The organism is Streptomyces sp. B21-105, from assembly GCF_036898465.1.
GTDB lineage: Bacteria > Actinomycetota > Actinomycetes > Streptomycetales > Streptomycetaceae > Streptomyces.
Genome location: NZ_JARUMJ010000001.1, coordinates 2,950,375 through 2,969,523 on the forward strand (window position 1 = coordinate 2,950,375; position 19,149 = coordinate 2,969,523).

At 73.4% G+C, this 19,149-nt stretch carries 19 protein-coding genes; 12 read left to right on the forward strand and 7 right to left on the reverse strand.

The window, feature by feature from the left end; all coding sequences use genetic code 11:
- Positions 1–169: 169 nt before the first annotated feature.
- The 4 genes from QA802_RS13280 to QA802_RS13295 all read left to right on the forward strand — a co-directional run bounded on the left by QA802_RS13280 (position 170) and on the right by QA802_RS13295 (position 3,684).
- Positions 170–1,165: an N-acetylmuramoyl-L-alanine amidase gene (locus QA802_RS13280; protein WP_443042103.1), complete on the forward strand. Its 996-nt coding sequence runs from the start codon at positions 170–172 to the stop codon at positions 1,163–1,165.
- Positions 1,166–1,343: 178 nt separating this feature from the next.
- Positions 1,344–2,186 carry a DUF5336 domain-containing protein gene (locus tag QA802_RS13285; RefSeq protein ID WP_334521611.1) on the forward strand — a complete coding sequence of 281 codons (843 nt, stop codon included), beginning with the start codon at positions 1,344–1,346 and terminating at the stop codon, positions 2,184–2,186.
- 114 nt (positions 2,187–2,300) lie between these two features.
- Entirely contained in the window at positions 2,301–3,311 is a 1,011-nt protein-coding gene (locus QA802_RS13290) for an LLM class F420-dependent oxidoreductase (protein WP_334521614.1), read from the forward strand.
- 82 nt (positions 3,312–3,393) lie between these two features.
- Positions 3,394–3,684 carry a hypothetical protein gene (locus QA802_RS13295; protein ID WP_319169696.1) on the forward strand — a complete coding sequence of 97 codons (291 nt, stop codon included), beginning with the start codon at positions 3,394–3,396 and terminating at the stop codon, positions 3,682–3,684.
- Positions 3,685–3,824: 140 nt separating this feature from the next.
- Here QA802_RS13295 and QA802_RS13300 read toward each other — a convergent pair whose 3' ends face one another.
- The 3 genes from QA802_RS13300 to QA802_RS13310 are packed head-to-tail and all read right to left on the reverse strand — an operon-like array spanning position 3,825 to position 7,281.
- Entirely contained in the window at positions 3,825–4,895 is a 1,071-nt protein-coding gene (locus QA802_RS13300; protein ID WP_334521618.1) for a prenyltransferase/squalene oxidase repeat-containing protein, read from the reverse strand.
- Positions 4,892–5,626, reverse strand: a complete 735-nt coding sequence (locus tag QA802_RS13305) for a class I SAM-dependent methyltransferase (protein ID WP_306952842.1) — start codon at positions 5,624–5,626, stop codon at positions 4,892–4,894. Before QA802_RS13305 ends, QA802_RS13300 begins: the two co-directional genes overlap by 4 nt.
- The gene (locus tag QA802_RS13310; protein WP_334521624.1) at positions 5,620–7,281 is read right to left on the reverse strand and encodes a glycosyltransferase family 4 protein; all 1,662 of its coding nucleotides are present in this window, start codon (positions 7,279–7,281) and stop codon (positions 5,620–5,622) included. The genes QA802_RS13305 and QA802_RS13310 overlap by 7 nt, the downstream gene beginning before the upstream one ends.
- A gap of 242 nt (positions 7,282–7,523) precedes the next feature.
- Here QA802_RS13310 and QA802_RS13315 point away from each other — a divergent pair, with 242 nt between their 5' ends.
- Positions 7,524–8,153, forward strand: coding sequence for a TetR family transcriptional regulator (locus QA802_RS13315; protein ID WP_319169699.1), 630 nt, complete (start codon positions 7,524–7,526; stop codon positions 8,151–8,153).
- Positions 8,154–8,414: 261 nt separating this feature from the next.
- Here the strand turns inward: QA802_RS13315 and QA802_RS13320 are convergent, their stop codons facing one another.
- The 3 genes from QA802_RS13320 to QA802_RS13330 all read right to left on the reverse strand — a co-directional run bounded on the left by QA802_RS13320 (position 8,415) and on the right by QA802_RS13330 (position 10,452).
- Complete coding sequence (locus QA802_RS13320) at positions 8,415–8,648, reverse strand: ferredoxin (RefSeq protein WP_319169700.1); 234 nt, start codon at positions 8,646–8,648, stop codon at positions 8,415–8,417.
- 6 nt (positions 8,649–8,654) lie between these two features.
- Positions 8,655–10,112 (reverse strand): aldehyde dehydrogenase, encoded by a 1,458-nt coding sequence (locus QA802_RS13325; protein WP_334521630.1) that lies wholly within the window; start codon positions 10,110–10,112, stop codon positions 8,655–8,657.
- A gap of 109 nt (positions 10,113–10,221) precedes the next feature.
- A complete protein-coding gene (locus tag QA802_RS13330; RefSeq protein ID WP_334521633.1) occupies positions 10,222–10,452 on the reverse strand; it encodes a hypothetical protein in 231 nt (76 codons plus the stop codon).
- A gap of 145 nt (positions 10,453–10,597) precedes the next feature.
- Between QA802_RS13330 and QA802_RS13335 the strand changes: the two genes are divergently transcribed.
- Together QA802_RS13335 and QA802_RS13340 are read left to right on the forward strand one after the other, a co-directional pair.
- Entirely contained in the window at positions 10,598–11,683 is a 1,086-nt protein-coding gene (locus QA802_RS13335) for a Strvi_7410 family MBL fold metallo-hydrolase (protein WP_334521635.1), read from the forward strand.
- Positions 11,684–11,733: 50 nt separating this feature from the next.
- The gene (locus QA802_RS13340; protein WP_334521638.1) at positions 11,734–12,192 is read left to right on the forward strand and encodes a nuclear transport factor 2 family protein; all 459 of its coding nucleotides are present in this window, start codon (positions 11,734–11,736) and stop codon (positions 12,190–12,192) included.
- Here the strand turns inward: QA802_RS13340 and QA802_RS13345 are convergent.
- A complete protein-coding gene (locus QA802_RS13345; protein WP_334521641.1) occupies positions 12,173–12,832 on the reverse strand; it encodes a phosphotransferase in 660 nt (219 codons plus the stop codon). The two genes, QA802_RS13340 and QA802_RS13345, sit on opposite strands and share 20 nt — an antisense overlap.
- A gap of 307 nt (positions 12,833–13,139) precedes the next feature.
- Between QA802_RS13345 and QA802_RS13350 the strand changes: the two genes are divergently transcribed.
- Genes QA802_RS13350 through QA802_RS13370 form a run of 5 tightly spaced genes read left to right on the forward strand, consistent with a single transcriptional unit; the run spans position 13,140 to position 18,996 of the window.
- The gene (locus tag QA802_RS13350) at positions 13,140–14,411 is read left to right on the forward strand and encodes an SCO2321 family membrane protein (RefSeq protein WP_334521644.1); all 1,272 of its coding nucleotides are present in this window, start codon (positions 13,140–13,142) and stop codon (positions 14,409–14,411) included.
- On the forward strand, positions 14,408–15,142 hold the full coding sequence (locus tag QA802_RS13355) for an SCO2322 family protein (protein ID WP_334521647.1): 735 nt from the start codon (positions 14,408–14,410) through the stop codon (positions 15,140–15,142). Before QA802_RS13350 ends, QA802_RS13355 begins: the two co-directional genes overlap by 4 nt.
- Positions 15,135–16,208, forward strand: a complete 1,074-nt coding sequence (locus QA802_RS13360) for a CbiQ family ECF transporter T component (RefSeq protein ID WP_334521650.1) — start codon at positions 15,135–15,137, stop codon at positions 16,206–16,208. Before QA802_RS13355 ends, QA802_RS13360 begins: the two co-directional genes overlap by 8 nt.
- Positions 16,205–18,004 (forward strand): ABC transporter ATP-binding protein, encoded by a 1,800-nt coding sequence (locus QA802_RS13365; RefSeq protein WP_334521653.1) that lies wholly within the window; start codon positions 16,205–16,207, stop codon positions 18,002–18,004. Before QA802_RS13360 ends, QA802_RS13365 begins: the two co-directional genes overlap by 4 nt.
- Positions 18,001–18,996, forward strand: coding sequence for an ECF transporter S component (locus tag QA802_RS13370; protein WP_443042104.1), 996 nt, complete (start codon positions 18,001–18,003; stop codon positions 18,994–18,996). The genes QA802_RS13365 and QA802_RS13370 overlap by 4 nt, the downstream gene beginning before the upstream one ends.
- Positions 18,997–19,149: the final 153 nt, after the last annotated feature.

Below are 19,149 nucleotides of genomic sequence, written 5' to 3' on the forward strand. Positions count from 1 at the left end.
AACCTGTATGCACGGGCAACTATTCCGATGCTTCGGCGTACTAACGATTTCTTTGTCTTCTCTTGACCGGAGAACCGCCGGCGCCGCCCGTGCCCGGAGAACCCCCCGCACCGCTCCCCCGCCCAGCTGCTCGCGGCGCTCGCCTGGAGGGGCCGCTAGGGTGGCGGGCGTGTCGTACCCAGGCCCGCACTCCGACCCCTCCGGCTCCGATGCCTCCGGCCCGGCGGACGCCTTCGGGCCGTCCGGCTCCTTCGACTCCCCGCAGCCCCGGCGTTCCCGCCTGCGGCGTCCGCTGACGGTGGCGTTGGCGTTGCTGGTGCCCGGGGCGCTGGTGGGCTGGCTGGCGTACGAGGCGCTGGGCGCCTCGGGGAGTGCGGACGCGGGAGCCGGGGCGGCCGGGGCCGGCGCCTCCTCGAGCGCCGGCGCCACGGTACCGGCCGGCGGGGACGCGAAGTCCGGCACGCTCGCCGCGTCGCCGAGCCGGGCCGCCGCCCCCCTCGAGGGCAAGGTCGTCGTCATCGACCCCGGGCACAACCCCGCCAACGCGGAGCACGCCTCCGAGATCAACCGCAAGGTGGACATCGGCACCAACCGGAAGGAGTGCGACACCACGGGCACGTCCACGAACGCCGGTTACAGCGAGGCGAAGTTCACGCTGGACGTGGCGCACCGGCTGCGCACGCTGCTCCAGGAGCAGGGCGCCACGGTGAAGCTGACGCAGGACGCGGACCGGCCGTTCGGCCCCTGCGTCGACGAGCGCGCCCGGATCGGCAACGCGGCGCACGCCGACGCGGTCGTCTCGATCCACGCGGACGGCGCCGGGGCCGGGCAGCGCGGCTTCCACGTGATCCTGCCGGGCGCGGTGCACGAGGGCCTGGCGGACACCCGGGCCGTCGTCGCCCCGTCGAAGGAGCTGGGAAAGCTGATCGCCGGCGACTTCGCCCGTTCCACGGGCACGTCGCCGTCCAACTACGTCGGCGACGGCACCGGTCTCGTCACGCGTGAGGACCTGGGCGGTCTCAATCTGTCAACGGTTCCGAAGGTGTTCATCGAGTGCGGCAACATGCGCGATACCAAGGACGCGGCGCTGCTGACCAGCGGCGCCTGGCGGCAGAAGGCGGCACAGGGGATGTCTGAGGGAATCGTGAGTTTCCTGCGCGGGTAGTGATCAGGGCGCTGATCCCGGCGGACAGTGCGATCGTACGGGCGATATGGTCGCTCCTACGATGAGGGGCCACCCCCGCGCTTCACACCGGGGCCTGACGGCGACATGGTGACAGCGACGCCTCTACCGCTATGTACATGCGTGTACCGACGACGAGACGACTGACGAAGGACCTGAAGTGAATATCCGCTCCCTCACTCGAGGCGACGGCGTGGTGATCGGAGCAGCGGTATTGCTGTTCATCGCGTCGTTCCTGGACAACTACTCGTACGACAACGCGCCCAGCAGCCTCGACATCCCGAGCCTGTGGTCGAGCGGACCGGTCCTGCTCAGCGTCGTCCTGGCCGGCCTCATCGGAGCCGCGCTCATCGTCGTCGCCCGCAGCCTGCCGCAGCCCCGCAAGGTGGCCGGCCTGGACCTCGGCCCGTTCGGTGTCGCGTTCGCCGTGTTCGCCGCGTGGAGCGCCCTGGCCAACGTCATCGACCCGGTCGGCGGCCTGGACAACTTCGGCGGCGACAACTCGAACGCCCCGTCCGCCGGCACAGGCCTGATCCTGGCGCTCATCGCCACCCTGCTCCTCGCCGCCGCCGCTGTCGCCACCCCGCTCGCCCCGGCCCTGCAGGCCGGTCTCGTCCCGGCGCCCCGGCCGCAGGCCCCGCAGCCGTACGGCGCGCAGCCGCCCGCCGGTTACGGCTACCCGGGCGCCCCGCAGCCGTCGGGCTTCGGCGGCCAGCCGCAGCCGGGCCAGCCGGGTCAGCCGGGTCAGCCGGGTCCGCAGTCGTTCGGCGGCGGTCAGCCGGCTCCGGCGCAGCCGGCCGGCGGGGACTTCTCGCCGTTCTGGTTCGCCGTGCCGGTGCCGCGTCCGCTGTACGCGGAGGACGGCGCGCCGACGCCGATCGCCGAACTGGCCCCCGGCACCTGGTACCTGGCCGTCGAACAGGGCGCCCAGGGTCTCGTCGCCCAGACGCAGGACGGCCGGCGCGGCGTCCTGCGGGACTCCTCCGGCATCCAGCGCGGCTGAGCCCCGCACCGCACGACTCCGCACCACGCCGGTGCACGGCCCCTCGCCCTTCCGGGCGGGGGGCCGTTGCCGTACAGTCGCCCTCTCTGTCTGACACACCGTCAGGAGGCGGGCATGCGGCTCGGTCTGGCGCTCGGCTACTGGGGCCGCGGTCCCTCCCCCGATCACGTGGAGCTGGCCCGCGAGGCGGAACGGCTCGGCTACGACTCCGTGTGGACGGCGGAGTCGTGGGGCTCGGACGTCTTCACCCCCCTCACCTGGATCGCCGCTCGGACGTCGACGATCAGGCTGGGCACCGCGGTCGCGCAGATGGCGGCCCGCTCCCCCACCACGACCGCGATGCACGCGCTGACCCTGGACCACCTCTCCGGCGGGCGGGTGATGCTCGGGCTCGGGCTGTCCGGCCCGCAGGTCGTCGAGGGCTGGTACGGCCGGCCGTTCCCGAAGTCGCCCCTGACGGCGACCCGGGAGTACGTGGACGTCGTACGGCAAGTGCTGCGGCGGCAGGCTCCGGTGGAGCTCGACGGCCGCTTCCACACGCACCCCTACCGCGGCGCCGACGCGACGGGCCTCGGACGCCCGTTGAAGTCCATCACCCATCCCCTCCGCGCCGACTTGCCGGTGCTGCTGGGCGCGGAGGGGCCGAAGAACGTCGCCCAGACGGTCCGCATCGCCGACGGCTGGCTGCCGCTGTACTGGTCGCCGAACCGTCCGGACGCGTACGGGCCGGCGATGGCGGAGCTGCCGGAGGGCTTCCGGGTCGCCCCGCTGGCCCGGGTCAAGGTCTGCGACGACGTCGGCGAGGGCCTGTTGAGCGTGAAGGCCATGCTCGGCTTCTACATCGGCGGCATGGGCCACGCCACCCGCAACTTCCACGCCGACCTGATGGCGCGCATGGGCTACGAGGAGGAGGCCCGGCGTGTGCAGGAGCTGTTCCTGGCCGGCCGCCGCGAGGAGGCCGTGCTCGCCGTGCCGGACGCCTTCGCCGACGAGATCTCCCTCGTCGGCCCCCGCGAACGCATCGCCGAGCGGCTGGAGGCGTGGCGCAAGGGGCCGGTGACGGACCTGCTGGCGGTCGCACCGGACCCGACGACGCTGCGGGTGCTGGCGGAACTCAACTCCTGACGCGGCCGCTTCCGCGCCGGCCGCGCCGACCGCCCTGGCCCGCCCGGGGTTTCATCCGGAATCGAACGGCAATCCGGAGAACATGTCTCGATATCGCAGTGGTTCCAACTCCGCCGGAACGGTCATCGCGGTGGTAGCGGACGTCATGGCCGTCATCCTCGGCCTGTGGATCGTGATGTACCTGCTGGAGGCCAACCGGGGCAACGACCTAGTCCAGTTCGTCCATCACGCCGCCGACTGGCTGGCCGGCTGGTCCCGTGACCTCTTCACGTTCGACGAGGCGTGGGCGAGGGTCGTGGCCGGCTACGGTCTGGCGGCGGTGGTGTACCTGTTCGTCGGCCACGCCATCGCGAACCGCGTCCACCGCCACTGACGTCCCCGAGCGCGGTCCGCCTCCTGACCGCTCTCGGAGCCAGTCCGCGCACCCCTGATCACTCTCGGACGCCAGTCCGCGCACCCCTGATCGCTCTTGAACACAGCGGTCCGCGCCCCTGACCGCTCCCGAACGCGGCCTCAGACGCAGCAGTCCGCTTCGAGTCCTGCGGGGAGTTGCTCGCCGCCGAAGACGGCGCAGGTGGCCTCGTGGCCGCCGAGGGCCGCGACGGCGAGCAGCAGCGACCCCGCGGTCCAGGTGGTGAGTTCGCGGGGCCAGATCGCCTCGTCGTCGAAGACGAACCCGGTCCAGTACAGCCCCGAGTCCGCGTCCCGCAGGTGCTGGATGGACTGCAGGATCTCCAGCGCCCGGTCGGACTCGCCCATCGCCCACAACGCGAGGGCGAGTTCGGCCGATTCTCCGCCCGTCACCCACGGGTTGGGCACGACGCAGCGTACGCCGAGGCCCGGCACCACGAACCGCTCCCACTCGGCCTCGATACGGGACTTCGCCTCCGCGCCGGTCAACGCGCCGCCCAGCACGGGGTAGTACCAGTCCATCGAGTAGCGGTCCTTGTCGAGGAACCGCTCGGGGTGCCGTCGTATCGCGTGGCGCAGCGTGCCGGCCGCCAACTCCCAGTCGGGCTGCGCCTCTTCGCGCTGCTCGGCGATGGCGAGCGCGCAGCGCAGCGCCTGGTGGATCGAGGAGGAGCCGGTGAGCAGCGCGTCGGCCGTGGGCGTGCCGTCGTCGTCGCGCCGCCAGCCGATCTGCCCGCCCGGCTGCTGGAGCCGCAGCACGTACTCGATCGCCGCGTACACGCTCGGCCACATCCGGTCGAGGAAGGTGTCGTCCCCGGTGGAGAGGTAGTGGTGCCAGACGCCGACCGCTATGTAGGCGACGAAGTTCGTCTCGCGCCCCCGGTCGGTGACGTCGTCGTGGGCGCCGTCGGCGTAGGCGGCGTACCAGGAGCCGTCTTCGTTCTGGTGCCGGGCCAGCCAGGCGTAGGCGCGGGCGGCGGCCTCGTGCTCGCCCGCGGCGTCCAGGGCCATGGCGGCCTCGGTGTGGTCCCAGGGGTCGAGGTGGTGGCCCCGGAACCACGGGATGGCGCCGTCCTCCCGCTGCGCGGCGAGGATGCCGGCGACGGTCGCGGCGGCCTGCCCGGCGGTGAGGACCCCGGGCAGGACCAGATGCTCTGTCCGGGGAGTGGTCACCGCGCGTCCACCGCGGGCAGGTGCGGCTTGGTCGCGTAGGCCACGAAGCTCTTGCCGATCAGCGGGTTGAGTGCCTGCTCGGCGACCCGGGTGGCCAGCGGCTTCTTCATGATGTCCCAGACCAGCAGCTTGTGGTACGCCCGCACCGGCAGCGCCTTGTCGTTGTCGACGCCGAACGCGCACTTCAGCCACCAGTACGGCGAGTGCAGCGCGTGTGCGTGGTGGGTGCCGTAGGGCTTGAGGCCGGCCTCGCGGATCTTCTCGAGGAGTTCGTCCGCCTTGTAGATGCGGATGTGGCCGCCCTCGACCTCGTGGTAGGCGTCGGAAAGGGTCCAGCAGACCTTCTCGGGGCCGTAGCGCGGGACGGTGATGGCGATCCGTCCTCCGGGCCTCAACACCCGGACCATCTCGGCGAGTACGCCCTTGTCGTCGGGGATGTGCTCCATCACCTCGGAGATGATCACCACGTCGAAGGACTCGTCCGGGAAGGGGAGGGCCAGCGCATCGCCCTCCATGGCCGTCGCGGTGGCGCCCTCGGGGGCCTCGCCGGCCTCCTTCATCGCCGCGAACCACTTGGCGACCTCGCGGATCTCCTCGGCGTTCTGGTCGAGGGCCACGACCTGCGCGCCGCGCCGGTAGCACTCGAAGGCGTGCCGCCCGGCCCCGCAGCCGAGGTCCAGGACTCGGTCGCCCGGGGCGAGCGGGAACCGGGAGAAGTCGACGGTCAGCACGTGGCCCTGCTTTCGCGATCGGATGCTTCGGATACGACGTCGGCCGTCGCCACGGCCTCGGGGGTTCCGGCGGCCCCGGCGGCCTTGGAGGTTCCGGCGGCCTCAGTGATTCCGGCGGCGTCAGGGGTCCCGACGGCCTCGACGGTCCTGGCGGCCCCGACCGCATCGACGGTCCCGGCAGCGTCGGCGGCATCGGCGTCGTCGTGGGTTTCCGGGGTGCGGTGGGCACCGGTGCCGTGGGGGTCGTCGTGGGGGTCGTCGTGGGAGACGACGGCCGGGGCGTGGGCGTCGGAGGCCGGGGCGTGGGCGGCCGGGGCGTGGGGGTCGGCGGCCGGGGCGACCCGTGCGCGGCCGCCGTCGGCTATCGCCTCGCGGTACCGGGCGACGGTCCCCTCGGCGGCCCGCGCCCAGGTGAACCGCTCCAGCACGCGTTGCCGTCCCGCCGCGCCGAGCCGGGCCCGCAGGGCGGGGTCGCCCAGCAGCCGGCTCAGGCCCGCGGCGAGTGCGCCCGCGTCGCCCGGCGGCACGGCCAGGCAGGTGTCGCCGTCGCGCCCGGCGACCTCGGGGATCGCGCCGCCGGTCGTGGCGAGCAGCGGGGTGCCCGTGGCCATGGCCTCGGCGGCCGGCAGGGAGAAGCCCTCGTACAGCGACGGCACGCAGGCGACCTCGGCCGAGCGCACCAGGTCGACGAGTTCGGCGTCGGAGATGCCCTTGACGAACTCGACGGAGCCTTCCAGGCCGTACCGCTCGACCGCCTGGGCGACGGGCCCCTCCTGGGGGCGCTTGCCGACGACGACGAGGTGGGCGTGCGGATGCTCGGTGCGTACCTTCGCCAGCGCCTCGACGAGGAAGACCAGGCCCTTGAGCGGGACGTCCGCACTGGACGTCGTCACGATCCGGCCCGGTACGACGGCCACGGACGGGTCGGGCGAGAACAGGTCGGTGTCGGCGCCGATGTGGACGACGTGGATGCGGCCGTCGCGGACGCCGAGGTGGTCGGCGATCTCCTGCCGGGAGGTGCCGGAGACGGTGAGCACGGACGGCAGCCGGCGCGCCACCCGCTTCTGCATCCGGGTGAACGCGTACCAGCGGCGCACCGAGAGGCGTCGTCCCCGACCCTCGGCGGCGTCCAGCTCCAACTGCCGGTCGACGGTGATGGGATGGTGGATGGTGGTGACCAGCGGCGCGCCGACGTCGCCCAACAGCCCGTAGCCCAGGGTCTGGTTGTCGTGCACTACGTCGAACTCCCCGCGGCGGGCGCGCAGATGTCGGCGGGCGCGCAGGGAGAACGTCAGCGGCTCGGGAAACCCGCCGGTCCACATCGTCGCCACTTCGAGGGCGTCGATCCAGTCCCGGTACTCACCCCGCCCGGGGGTGCGGAAAGGGTCCGGCTGGCGGTAGAGGTCGAGGCTGGGGAGTTCGGTGAGGGTGAGGCGGTCCTCGAGGCCCGGGTCGAGCACGGGGTAGGGCTGGGAGCCGATCACCTCGACGCTGTGCCCGAGGCGGGCGAGTTCCCTCGACAGATGCCGTACGTAGACGCCCTGGCCCCCGCAGAACGGGTTCCCCTTATAGGTGAGGAGTGCGATCTTGAGCGGTCGCTCGCCGTCGGAAGCACGGTCACGCCGGGACCCCGCCTGACTGGCCTCAGCGGTCACTCCGGGCCCCCTTCTGCCTGCATTGTCCCGCGAGACTACGACGGGACGCTAATCTAGAACAAGTTTCAGACTTGATCGTTCGGGAGGCTCTGAATCTACCGGCAGGTAGGAGCGCTGAGCGCAGTGGATCAGGTGATTCACGCCACGACCGGCACCGGCCGGCCGCTCTGCCGAGCCGCATGATCACCGCCCCCTCACCGACGGTCACCACGACCGTCACGGAACGGACCGGAGCGGGACCCATGTCTGCGGATGCCACCCCACAACGCCCGGCGCAGTCGCCTCTCACCGAGCGTCAGGAGGCGCGCCGTCGCCGCATCCTGCACGCGAGCGCGCAGTTGGCCAGCCGGGGCGGCTTCGACGCGGTTCAGATGCGGGAGGTCGCCGAGTCCTCGCAGGTCGCCCTCGGCACGCTCTACCGCTACTTCCCCTCCAAGGTGCATCTGCTGGTCGCCACGATGCAGGACCAGTTGGAGCACATGCACGGCACGCTGCGCAAGAAGCCCCCGACCGGCGAGAGCGCCGCCGACCGCGTCGCGGAGACCCTGATGCGCGCCTTCCGTGCCCTGCAGCGTGAGCCGCACCTGGCCGACGCGATGGTGCGCGCGCTGACCTTCGCCGACCGCAGCGTGTCGCCGGAGGTCGACCAGGTGTCCCGTCAGACGACGGCGATCATCCTGGACGCGATGGGCCTGACCGACCCGACGCCCGAGCAGCTCTCCGCGGTCCGCGTCATCGAGCACACCTGGCACTCGGCGCTGATCACCTGGCTCTCCGGCCGCGCGTCCATCGCGCAGGTGCGGATCGACATCGAGACGGTGTGCCGGCTGATCGACGTGACCGACCCGAAGCCCCCCGGCGCGCACCCGTAGCCGCCGGCCCCCGTAGCCGCCGGGCCGGGGGGAGTCTGCGCACACAGAAGACCTACGAGGCGACCGGGGTTCCCGTCCGGCCCTGGCCTGCGGCCTTCCGGTCCCTCAGTTCGTCCGTCGACGTCGGCCCCGGCGGATGCCCCTGTCCTGCGGCGTCTCGCCCGAGTCGGCTACTCCGGTCGAACTCCCTCACTCGCCTCGTAGGCCTCTACCAGAATAGAACACACAAGACGGAATGGAACCCCCCAAAGGGGATTTTTCTCACTCGTCGGGCGGAAAGACCGCCTCGCCGTTCCCTGCCAGCGTGATCATGATCGCCTCCACCGGACAGCTCTCCGCCGCGGCCAGCACCCGCTCGTTGGCATCCGTGTCCGGGTCGGCCGGATGGGACTGCCGCGCGGTGTCCAGCCGGAAGCCCCCGGGCGCGTGGTGGACGCACTGGGCGGAGCCGATGCACAGGGCGCGGTCCACCTCGACGTGCCAGCGGTCGCCCATGACAGCTCAGCCCTCCCAGCCGGCCGGCAGGTGGATCATCTTGTGCTCCAGGTACTCGCCGAACCCCTCCGGCCCGAACTCCCGCCCCAGTCCGGAGTTCTTGTAGCCGCCGAACGGGCCGAGCATGTCGAGGCTGAAGGTGTTCACGGAGTACGTCCCGGTGCGGACCTGGCGGGCGATCTCGATGCCGTGCTCGACGTCGGCCGTCCACACGCTGCCGCTGAGCCCGTAGTCGGAGTCGTTGGCGATCTTCAGGGCGTCGGACTCGTCGCCGTAGGGCAGCAGGCAGATCACCGGGCCGAAGATCTCCTCGCGGGCGATCCGCATGGAGTTGTCGACGTCGCCGAAGAGGGTCGGCTCGACGTACCAGCCGCGTTCCAGGCCCGGCGGACGTCCGCCGCCCGTGAGGATCTTCGCGCCCTCCTCCTGGCCGATGCGGATGTAGTCGAGGTTGCGGCGCTGCTGGCGTTCGGCCACCAGCGGGCCGACCTGGGTCGCCGGGTCCAGCGGGTCGCCGACGACCAGCGCGGCCGCCGCGGCGGCGAAGGCGTCGGCGAACTCGTCGTAACGCGAGCGGGGCAGCAGGATGCGGGTCTGGGCGACACAGGCCTGGCCGTTGTTCATCCAGGCGGCCGAGACGATCCCGGGGACGGCGGTGGCGATGTCCGCGTCCGGCAGGACGACGGCCGCCGACTTCCCGCCCAGTTCGAGGGTGACCCGGGTGAGGTTGCGGGACGCGACCTCCATGACCCGCTTGCCGGCCGCGACCGAACCCGTGAAGGAGACCTTGTCGACGCCGGGATGCCCGACCAGGTACTCGCTCACCTCGCGGTCCGCGGGGAGGATCGACAGCACGCCCTCCGGGAGCCCCGCCTCCCGCGCGATGTCCGCGAGGACGTACGCGTCCAGCGGCGTCTCCGGCGACGGCTTGAGGATCACCGTGCAGCCGGTGAGCAGCGCGGGCGCGAGTTTGGCGGCGGCGACGAACTGCGGGACGTTCCAGGGGACGACGGCCGCGACCACGCCGACCGGCTCGCGCCGCACGAGGATCCTGCCGAGGACGCCGTCGCGCCGCTCCTCGTAGGTGAAGTCGCCGGCGACCTTGATCGCCGAGTCCCACACCATCATCGCGCCGAGGGCCTGCGCGAGGACGCTCCAGGAGTACGGCGAGCCGTTCTCCGTGGAGATCACCCGGGCGAGCTCCTCGTGACGGGCGAGGATGCCGTCCTTGATCCGGGTGACGACCGCGATCCGTTCGTCGAGCGGGAGCCGGGGCCAGGGCCCCTCGTCGAAGGCCTGCCGGGCGACCGCGACGGCACGGTCCACATCGGCCCGCGAGGCGTGCGGCACCCGCCCGATGACCTCCTCGGTGTGCGGCGAGACCACCTCGATGACGGCATCGCCCAGGGGGTCCGTCAACGTGCCGCCGATGAACAGCTTTCCGTGTTCCACGAGCTCGGCCATGGCCACTGCCTTCGTTTCTGACGGTATTTCAGAAACTGATACCAGTTCCGGTCACACTAAGCCAGTCCCGCCACCGAACCCGCCCCCACCAGCAGGTTCTCCGGCTCGATCAGCCGCCCGACGCGCCACCCTGCGCCATCAGCTCCTCCAGTCGCGCCAGCAGCCCCTGCAACGCCGCGATCCGCGGATCCGACGCCCCCGGCCCCTCGAGCTCAGCCCGGTCGCACCCCTCGACCACGCCGCCGAGCACCGCGAGCGCCGGCCCCGCCCACTCCCGCCTGGTCGGACAGTCAGGCCGACTGACCGACTGATGCGCATGCTCGTCCGACGTATGCGACATGACCGCCCCCCACCACCGATGCCGCTGATGCCGCTGATGCCGCCGACGTCACCGCACATTCAACCGCTCGCACGAACAGTCGACTTGGGCACCCATTGAAACCAGTTCTAGTTATAGTGGGCGATGGTCGGGCGACGGAGGGCAGATGAAGCGCAGTCAGGACGGACCCACCGGCGTTCCCGGCGACGAACCCGGCGGCGGAACCGGCACGTTCGACCACGGCGGCGGCGTCCGCTCGTTGCGGGTGCCGATCCCCGACAACCCCCTCGGTCACACCCTGGTGTACGTCGTCGACACCGACCGCGGGCCGGCGCTGATCGACACCGGCTGGGACGATCCGTCCGCCTGGGAGGCCCTGACCTCCGGGCTGGCGGCCTGCGGCACGTCCGTCGAGGCCCTGCACGGGGTGGTCGTCACCCACCATCACCCCGACCACCACGGTCTGTCCGGGAAGGTGCGGGAGGCCTCCGGGGCCTGGGTGGCGATGCACGCGGCGGACGCCGCGATCGTGCGGCGGACCAGGGGGACGAAGCCCGAGCGCTGGTACACGTACATGGCGGACAAGCTCACGGCCGTCGGCGCCCCCGAGGAGCACATCGCGCCCCTGCGCACGGCCCAGGCCCGCCGCCGCACGCTGCCCGGCCTGGCCCCCGCCCTCCCCGACCGGGAGATCGTCCCCGGCGAGTTCCTCGACCTGCCAGGACGCCGGCTGCGCGCGATCTGGACCCCCGGCCACACCCCGGGCCATGTCTGCCTGCACCTGGAGGAGGAACACCCCGCCCGGCTCGGCGGCCACGGCCGGCTGTTCTCCGGCGACCACCTGCTGCCGGAGATCACCCCGCACATCGGCCTCTACGAGGACCCGGACGACGACACCGTCACCGACCCCCTCGGCGACTACCTGGACTCCCTCGAACGCGTCGGCCGCCTCGGCCCCGCCGAGATCCTCCCGGCCCACCAGCACGCCTTCACCGACGCCCCCTCCCGTGTACGGGAGTTGCTCGCCCACCACGAGGACCGCCTGACCGGTCTTCTGGCTCTCCTCTCCGCCCCGCTCACCGCCTGGCAGGTCGCCGAACGCATGGAGTGGAACCGGCCCTGGGACCAGATCCCCTACGGCTCCCGCAACATCGCGGTCTCGGAGGCGGAGGCGCATCTGCGCCGACTCGTGAAACAGGGCCGGGCGGAGGCGGTGACGGGAAGCGATCCGGTGACGTACATGGCGGTGTGAACTCGGTAAACCGAGTCGCCGCACCGCGATCACGCCTGTTACACAGACGTATGGACCCCGTGCCACGCCTCCTCGCCGAACGCGCCTGCGAGCGCCTCGTCATCGATTTCGTCCACCGTCTCGACCTCGGCGAACCCGCCACCGTGGCCGACCTGTTCACCGAGGACGGCAGTTGGGAATGGCCGGCCGGCGAGCGGCTCGTCGTGGGACGCGCGGCCCTGCGGGAGTACTTCGGCTCGCGTCCCGCCGACCGGCTGTCCCGCCGCCTGATGGCGAACATCCTCGTCACGGCGACCGGGCCGGACTCCGCGCACGCGGTCTCGTACTTCTCGACGCACCGGGTCGACGGCTACGACGGCGTCGTCGTCCCCGCCGGGCCGCCCGTCCAGGTCGGCCACTACGAGGACGCGTTCCGGCGGGTCGACGGCGAGTGGCTGCTGGCGCGGCGGGTGCTGTTCCTGCCGTTCGGCGGGCCGACACCGCACGTGGCTACGCCGTCAGCGACCTGATCAACTCGACGCCCGGCGCGAGGAGTTCCGTCTCCTGTGAGCTCATCGTCGGGTTGGCGGCCCGTCGTCGCAGCGCCTCGGCCAGCCCCTCCTCGGTGAGGTCGGACGGGTCGGCGAGGAGCGCCGTCAGCATCGCTCGGGCCGGCGCCGCGAGCGGCTCGGCGGACACGGCGACCTGGGCGAGGATCACCGCCGACATCCCCCAGTCGAGGCCGGGGTCGCCCTCCTCCGCGTTCGCCCAGTCGATGACCCTCGGGCCGTCGGGGACGAGGATGACGTTGTCGGGGTGCAGGTCGAGGTGCAGGACGCGGGTGCCGTCCGAGACCCGCCCCGGCACCGCGTGCAGGGCGCGCAGCAGCCGGGCGAGCATCTCCCCCGCCTCCCCCGCGTCCAGCTCGCCCCCCGCGAACGCCTGGAGCATCGTCGGCCCGTCCAGCCGCTCCATCACCAGGTCGGCGGGCGAGTCAGGCGGCCGGACGTCCGGGGCCGGGTAGCCGTGGGCGCGCACATGCGCCATCACCGCCGCCTCGGCGACCGCGTCGCCCCACCCCTGCCGGTCCCGGCGCAGCACCCAGGCCTCGTCGATCTCGTACACGTCGGCCGTGCGGCCCGAGCCGAGCAGTCTCCCCGTGGTTGGCATGGGCATGAATCTACGCTCCCGGGGCACCCCTCGGGACGATTCCTACCTGCCGGTAGAGTGGCCGCGTCGTCCACGCCCGTACAGGGGGAAGCCGGTGCAATTCCGGCGCTGACCCTTCCCTGAGCCTCGGCTTCGCTCGCCGCGAGGAGGCTCCCGTCCGCAGAGCCGGATCGCCCGGTACGGGACGTGACCGGCTCGCGTGCGTCGGCAGGCCCGCCTTCGCACGGCACCGTCGAGGCATACGGAGCCGAGCCGCCGGGGTGTCCCGTGCCGCCGGCTCCCCGACCGGGAGAGGCACCCGCCGATCATGAACGTCCGCCGTAGCGCCGCGGCTCTCGCCGCCGTCACCGTCGTGCTGGGCGCTGCCGTCCCCGCCGTCGCCGCCACTCCCTCCCCCGCCGCCCCGACGGCGCGGCCCGCCGGGCTGTACGGGACCTCCGACCCGACCTACGACGGCGTCTGGCGCCAGTCGCTGGCCCTGCTCGCGCAGCACACCGTGGGCGTCACCCCGGCCGACGAGGCCGTGGCGTGGCTGACCGGCCAGCAGTGCGCGAACGGCGCCTTCGCCGCCTTCCGCGCCGACCCCGCGAAGCCCTGCGACGCGAAGGTGATGACCGACACCAACAGCACGGCCGCCGCCGTCCAAACGCTGGCCGCCCTCGGCGGTCACCGGGCCGCGGCGGAGAAGGCGGTCGGCTGGCTGAAGTCCGTCCAGAACGCCGACGGCGGCTGGGGCTACTCCGCGGGCGGGGCGAGCGACGCGAACTCGACGGCCGTCGTGGCGGGGGCGCTGACGGCGGCCGGGCAGCAGCCCGCGCGGGTGCGGAAGGCCGGGAAGTCGCCGCTCGACGCGCTCGGAAAGCTCTCCCTCCCGTGCGGTGGGAACGGCGGTGGAGCCGGCGGGGGCGCGTTCGCCTATCAGCCGGACAAGAAGGGCGCCCTCGCAGCCAACGCGGACGCGACGGCGGCGGGCGTGCTCGGCGCGCTCGGCGAGGGCTTCGCGGCGAAGGCCGGCAAGACCGCCGCTCGCACAGAGGCGGCCCCCGTGTGCGGCGGTACGCCCGGCGCGCTCACGCCGGCCGACCTCGCCCGCAACGGCGCCGCCCACCTCGTCCGGGCGGTCGCCGCCACCGGCTACCTCACGTCGTCCCTGCCCGGCGCCGCGGACCAGCCCGACTACGGCAACACAGCCGACGCGGTCGTCGCGCTCGCCGCGCAGGGCGCGGTCGAGCAGGCGAAGAAGCCCCTCGCCTGGCTGCGGCAGAACTCGGCGGCCTGGGCGAAGCAGAGCGGCCCGGCCGCCTACGCCCAACTGATCTTCGCGGCCCACGCCACGGGCGCCGACCCGCGCGCCTTCGGCGGCACGGACCTGGTCGCACAGCTCGACGCGACGGGCCCGACCCCGCAGGCCACCGCGAAGACCGGCGACCGGGCCGCCGGCGGTGACACCGCGGACGCCGACAAGACGGACGACTCGGGTTCCGGCTACAGCGTCTGGCTGATAGTCGGCGTCTTCCTCGTCGCGGGCATCGGCATCGGGTTCCTCCTCAGCGCCCGCGGCCGGAAGCAGCAGCCGTGACGCGCCGCCGCGTCGCCGTCGTCCTCGCCGCGCTGTCGCTCGTCCTCACCGGCGCGGTCGGCGTGATCGGCTCGGCCGTCCCCGCCCAGGCGGCGGGCTACCGCTACTGGTCCTTCTGGGACCGCGCCCGCGGCGGCGCCGGCGGCCACTGGACGTACGCGACCCAAGGGCCGTCCCTCGCCCGCCCGGCCGACGGCGACGTGCAGGGCTTCCGGTTCGCCGTCAGCGCGGACTCCCAGGACGCGTCGCAGCCGCGCGGCGCCGCCTCGTTCGCGGCGATCTGTGCCGGGACGCCCGCGCAGGACGGCACCAAGCGCGTGGCCCTGGTCATCGACTTCGGCACGCCGGCGGACGCCCCGGGCGGCGAGAGTCCGCCGTCGCCCGCGCAACGCACGGCGTGCGCCCGGGTCTCCCCCGCCGCGACGACGGCCGAGGCTCTCGCCGCCGTCGCCAAGCCCCTGCGCTACGACGCGAACGCCCTGCTGTGCGCGATCTCCGGCTACCCGGAGACGGGCTGCGGGGAGCAGGTGTCGACGGACGCCGCGGCGGACCGGACGAAGCAGCCCACGGCGCAGCCCAAGGCCGATGGCGACGCCGACGGCGACGTCGGCCACAGCGACAGCGACGGCGGCCCGTCGCTCGGCCTCTACGGCGGTGCGGCGGCCGTGGCCGTGCTGGCCGCGGCGGCGGTGTGGCAGGCACGACGGCGGGGTTCGCGCCGGAATGGCTGACCGCCGCTCCCGCCCGCAACTCCACCCCGCCGCCTGGTGGCTCTGGGCCCTCGGCCTCGGGACCGCCGCCACCCGTACCTCCAACCCGCTCCTCCTCGGCCTGCTCCTCGCGGTGTCCGCGTACGTCGTCGCCGTGTGCCGCCCGGACACGCCCTGGGCCCGCTCCTACACCGCGTTCCTCAGGCTCGCCCTCGCCGTGTTGGTCGTCCGGATCGTCTTCGTCGTCGTGCTGGGCTCCCCGATCCCGGGCACGCACGTCCTCGTCACGCTGCCCGAAGTCCCGCTCCCGCACTGGGCGCAGGGCATCCGGCTGGGCGGCGCGGTGACGGCCGAGGGCCTGCTCTTCGCGTTCTACGACGCCCTGCGCCTGGCCACCCTGCTGGTGTGCGTGGGTGCGGCGAATGCCCTGGCCAGCCCCTCCCGCCTGCTGAAATCCCTGCCCGGCGCGCTCTACGAGACGGGTGTGGCGGTGGTGGTGGCCATGACGTTCGCCCCGAACCTCGTCGCGGACGTCCACCGGCTGCGCGCCGCCCGCCGACTGCGGGGCCGCCCGGACCGCGGCCTGCGCGGACTCCTCCAGGTGGGCCTGCCGGTGCTGGAGGGCGCGCTGGAACGCTCGGTGGCCCTGGCCGCCTCGATGGACGCCCGAGGATACGGCCGCACCGCCGACGTCCCCGCCCCCGTCCGCCGGACGACCGCCGCCCTCACGCTGGGCGGTCTGCTCGGCGTCTGCGCGGGAACGTACGGCCTGCTCACCGCCGCCGGCGGCACGTACGGCCTGCCGGTGCTGCTCGCCGGGGTCGTCGCCGCCCTCGCCGGGCTGCGTCTGGGGGGCCGCCGTTCTCCGCGCACCCGGTACCGTCCGGACCGCTGGACGCCGCGCGCCTGTCTGGTCGCCGCCTCCGGCGTCGCCGTCGCGGCTCTTCTCGTCGTCGCCGCGTCCGCGGACCCGGCGGCGCTGCGTCCCGGCGTGGTGCCGCTGACCGCGCCCGCCCTTCCGCTCTGGCCGGCGGCTGCCGTCCTGCTCGGCCTGCTGCCCGCGTTCGCGTCCGAGGAGCCGTCGTGATCCGTTTCGAGAACGTTTCCGTGACATACGAGGGTGGCTCCGAACCCGCCGTCAGCGGCGTCGACTTCGAGATCCCCGAAGGCGAACTCGTGCTGTTGGCGGGCCCGTCGGGGGTGGGCAAGTCGACGCTCCTGGGCGCGGTCGGAGGCCTCGTCCCGCACTTCACCGGCGGCACCCTGCGAGGCAGGGTCACCGTCGCCGGCCGCGACACCCGCACCCACAAACCGCGTGAACTCGCCGACGTCGTCGGCACGGTGGGCCAGGACCCCCTCTCGCACTTCGTGACGGACACGGTCGAGGAGGAACTCGCCTACGGCATGGAGTCGTTGGGCCTGCCGCCGGAGGTGATGCGCCGCCGCGTCGAGGAGACCCTGGACCTGCTCGGCCTGGCCGGCCTGCGCGACCGCCCCATCGCCACCCTGTCCGGCGGCCAGCAGCAGCGCGTCGCGATCGGCTCGGTGCTCACCCCGCACCCCCGGGTGCTCGTCCTGGACGAGCCGACGTCCGCGCTCGACCCGGCCGCCGCCGAGGAGGTCCTCGCGGTCCTGCTCCGGCTGGTCCACGACCTGGGGACGACGGTGCTGCTGGCGGAGCACCGGCTGGAACGCGTCCTGCAGTACGCCGACCAGGTCGCCCTGCTGCCCGCTCCCGGCGCGGCTCCCGTGCTCGGCGCGCCGGCGGACGTCATGGCCGTGTCCCCGGTGATCCCACCGGTCGTGGCCCTGGGCCGGCTGGCGGACTGGTCGCCGCTGCCTCTGACGGTGCGCGACGCCCGACGAAGGGCGGCCGACCTGCGCGAACGCCTCGCCACTCGGGAAACACCCCGAAACACCGGCAACGCGCCGGGCGACGCTCACGCCGGGTCGGCGGCGGCGACACCGAAACCTGCGACTGCGCCTGCGCCTGCGCCTGCGCCTGCGCCTGCGCCTGCACCGGTCGTCGAGCCCCCGGCACAGACGCCGTCCGCGAGGCTCTGGGCCCACCGCCTCCTACGCCGCGCCCCTTCCCCCACCCCTTCCCCCGACGTGCCCACCGCTCCTCCCGCACCCCCCGCCGAGGCCCGTGCCCTGGGTGTCCGCCGAGCCGGCGTCCAGGCGTTGCGCGACGTCGATCTCACCGTCGCGCCCGGCGAGACCATCGCCCTCATGGGACGCAACGGGGCCGGCAAGTCGACGCTGCTCAACACGTTCGTGGGCCTGGTCGAGCCGACCGCCGGAACGGTCCGCGTGTCGGGCGCCGTCCCGCACCGCGCCTCGCCCCGCGACCTGGTCCGCCGCGTCGGACTGGTCCCGCAGGAGCCGCGCGACCTGCTGTACGCCGACACGGTCGCCGCCGAGTGCGCGGCCGCCGACCCGGACGCGCGGGCCGAGCCCGGCTCCTGCCGCGCCCTGGTCTCGGAGCTGCTGCCCGGCATCGCGGACGCCGTCCACCCCCGCGACCTCTCCGAGGGCCAGCGCCTCACCCTCGCGCTGGCCGTCGTCCTCACCGCGCGCCCGCCGCTCCTCCTCCTCGACGAGCCGACCCGCGGCCTGGACTATGCGGCGAAGGCCCGCCTGGTCGCCGTCCTGCGCGGGCTGTCGGCGGCCGGTCACGCGATCGTGCTGGCCACGCACGATGTGGAGCTGGCCGCGGAACTGGCCCACCGGGTGGTGCTGCTCGCCGAGGGCGAGATCATCGCGGACGGCCCGACGGCCGAGGTCGTGGTCTCCTCACCCTCCTTCGCCCCGCAGGTGACGAAGATCCTGGCCCCGCAGCGGTGGCTCACGGTCGCACAGGTGAGGGAGGCACTGCGATGACGGCCCGCCCCGGGCAGCGCCCCGGACCCGAGCGGTGCTCCGGACCCGGGCGGCGACCCGGACCCGGTGGGCGCTCCGGACCCGAACGACGTCCGCTCCCCGGGCGGCGTCCCCGTCCCGCCCGGCGTCCGCGTCCCGTCCGGCTGGGACCGCGTTCCCTCGCCGCGTTGGCGCTGGTCGGCGCGGTGGGCGTGGTCGCCTTCGGCTGGCCCTTCCTGGCCCCGCCCGCCTCCGCGCTGAACGCCCACGCCCAGGACGCCCCCTGGCTCTTCGCCGGCCTGCTGGTGCTGCTGGTGGCGGTGGTGGCGGCGACGATCTCGGAGTCCGGGCTGGGCGCGAAGGCGGTGGCGATGCTGGGCGTGCTGGCGGCGACAGGCGCGGCGCTGCGTCCGCTCGGCGCGGGGACGGCGGGCATCGAGCCGATGTTCTTCCTGATGGTGCTGAGCGGGCGGGTCCTCGGCCCGGGCTTCGGCTTCGTCCTCGGCTCGGTCACGATGTTCGCGTCCGCGCTGCTCACGGGCGGGGTGGGCCCGTGGATGCCGTTCCAGATGCTGGCAATGGGCTGGTTCACGATGGGCGCGGGCCTGCTGCCGGGCGGCCACCGGCTGCGCGGCCGTGCCGAACTGCTCGTGCTGTCGGCGTACGGCTTCCTGGCCGCCTTCGCCTACGGCACGGCGATGAACCTGGCCGGCTGGCCCTTCATGGGCACGCTGGCCTCGGGCGTCGCCTTCGATCCGGACGGGACGGTCCCGGCGAACCTGGCCCGCTTCCTGGCGTACTGCGTGGCGACGTCGCTGGGCTGGGACTTGGGCCGGGCGCTGGTCACCGTACTGCTGACGTACACGCTCGGTCCGGCGGTGCTGAAGGCGCTGCGCAGAGCGACCCGGCGGGCCGCCTTCGAGACCGCGGTCACATTCGAGGCCCCTCGGGCGACCCCTGGACCCTCGCGGACGGCCCCCGAACCCTCTCGGACGACCTCCGAACCCCGTTGATCGGTGAACCACCCCACATGACCCACATCACCTACTAACCGAACTAGTCGGGCAAATCGCAAGCCATGCGCATGCCATCATGGGGTCTGACCTGCACATTGAGAGCCAGGTCACACCGGGACCCCGCCCCCGACATACGACGTCCACTAGCAA

Coding starts and splice junctions, on each gene's coding strand:
- QA802_RS13290 (WP_334521614.1), top strand. CDS start 2,301: ATGCGGCTCGGTCTGGCGCTCGGCTACTGGGGCCGCGGTCCCTCCCCC.
- QA802_RS13295 (WP_319169696.1), top strand. CDS start 3,394: ATGTCTCGATATCGCAGTGGTTCCAACTCCGCCGGAACGGTCATCGCG.
- QA802_RS13315 (WP_319169699.1), top strand. CDS start 7,524: ATGTCTGCGGATGCCACCCCACAACGCCCGGCGCAGTCGCCTCTCACC.
- QA802_RS13320 (WP_319169700.1), bottom strand. CDS start 8,648: ATGGGCGACCGCTGGCACGTCGAGGTGGACCGCGCCCTGTGCATCGGC.
- QA802_RS13325 (WP_334521630.1), bottom strand. CDS start 10,112: ATGGCCGAGCTCGTGGAACACGGAAAGCTGTTCATCGGCGGCACGTTG.
- QA802_RS13330 (WP_334521633.1), bottom strand. CDS start 10,452: ATGTCGCATACGTCGGACGAGCATGCGCATCAGTCGGTCAGTCGGCCT.
- QA802_RS13335 (WP_334521635.1), top strand. CDS start 10,598: ATGAAGCGCAGTCAGGACGGACCCACCGGCGTTCCCGGCGACGAACCC.
- QA802_RS13340 (WP_334521638.1), top strand. CDS start 11,734: ATGGACCCCGTGCCACGCCTCCTCGCCGAACGCGCCTGCGAGCGCCTC.
- QA802_RS13345 (WP_334521641.1), bottom strand. CDS start 12,832: ATGCCAACCACGGGGAGACTGCTCGGCTCGGGCCGCACGGCCGACGTG.
- QA802_RS13350 (WP_334521644.1), top strand. CDS start 13,140: ATGAACGTCCGCCGTAGCGCCGCGGCTCTCGCCGCCGTCACCGTCGTG.
- QA802_RS13360 (WP_334521650.1), top strand. CDS start 15,135: ATGGCTGACCGCCGCTCCCGCCCGCAACTCCACCCCGCCGCCTGGTGG.
- QA802_RS13370 (WP_443042104.1), top strand. CDS start 18,001: ATGACGGCCCGCCCCGGGCAGCGCCCCGGACCCGAGCGGTGCTCCGGA.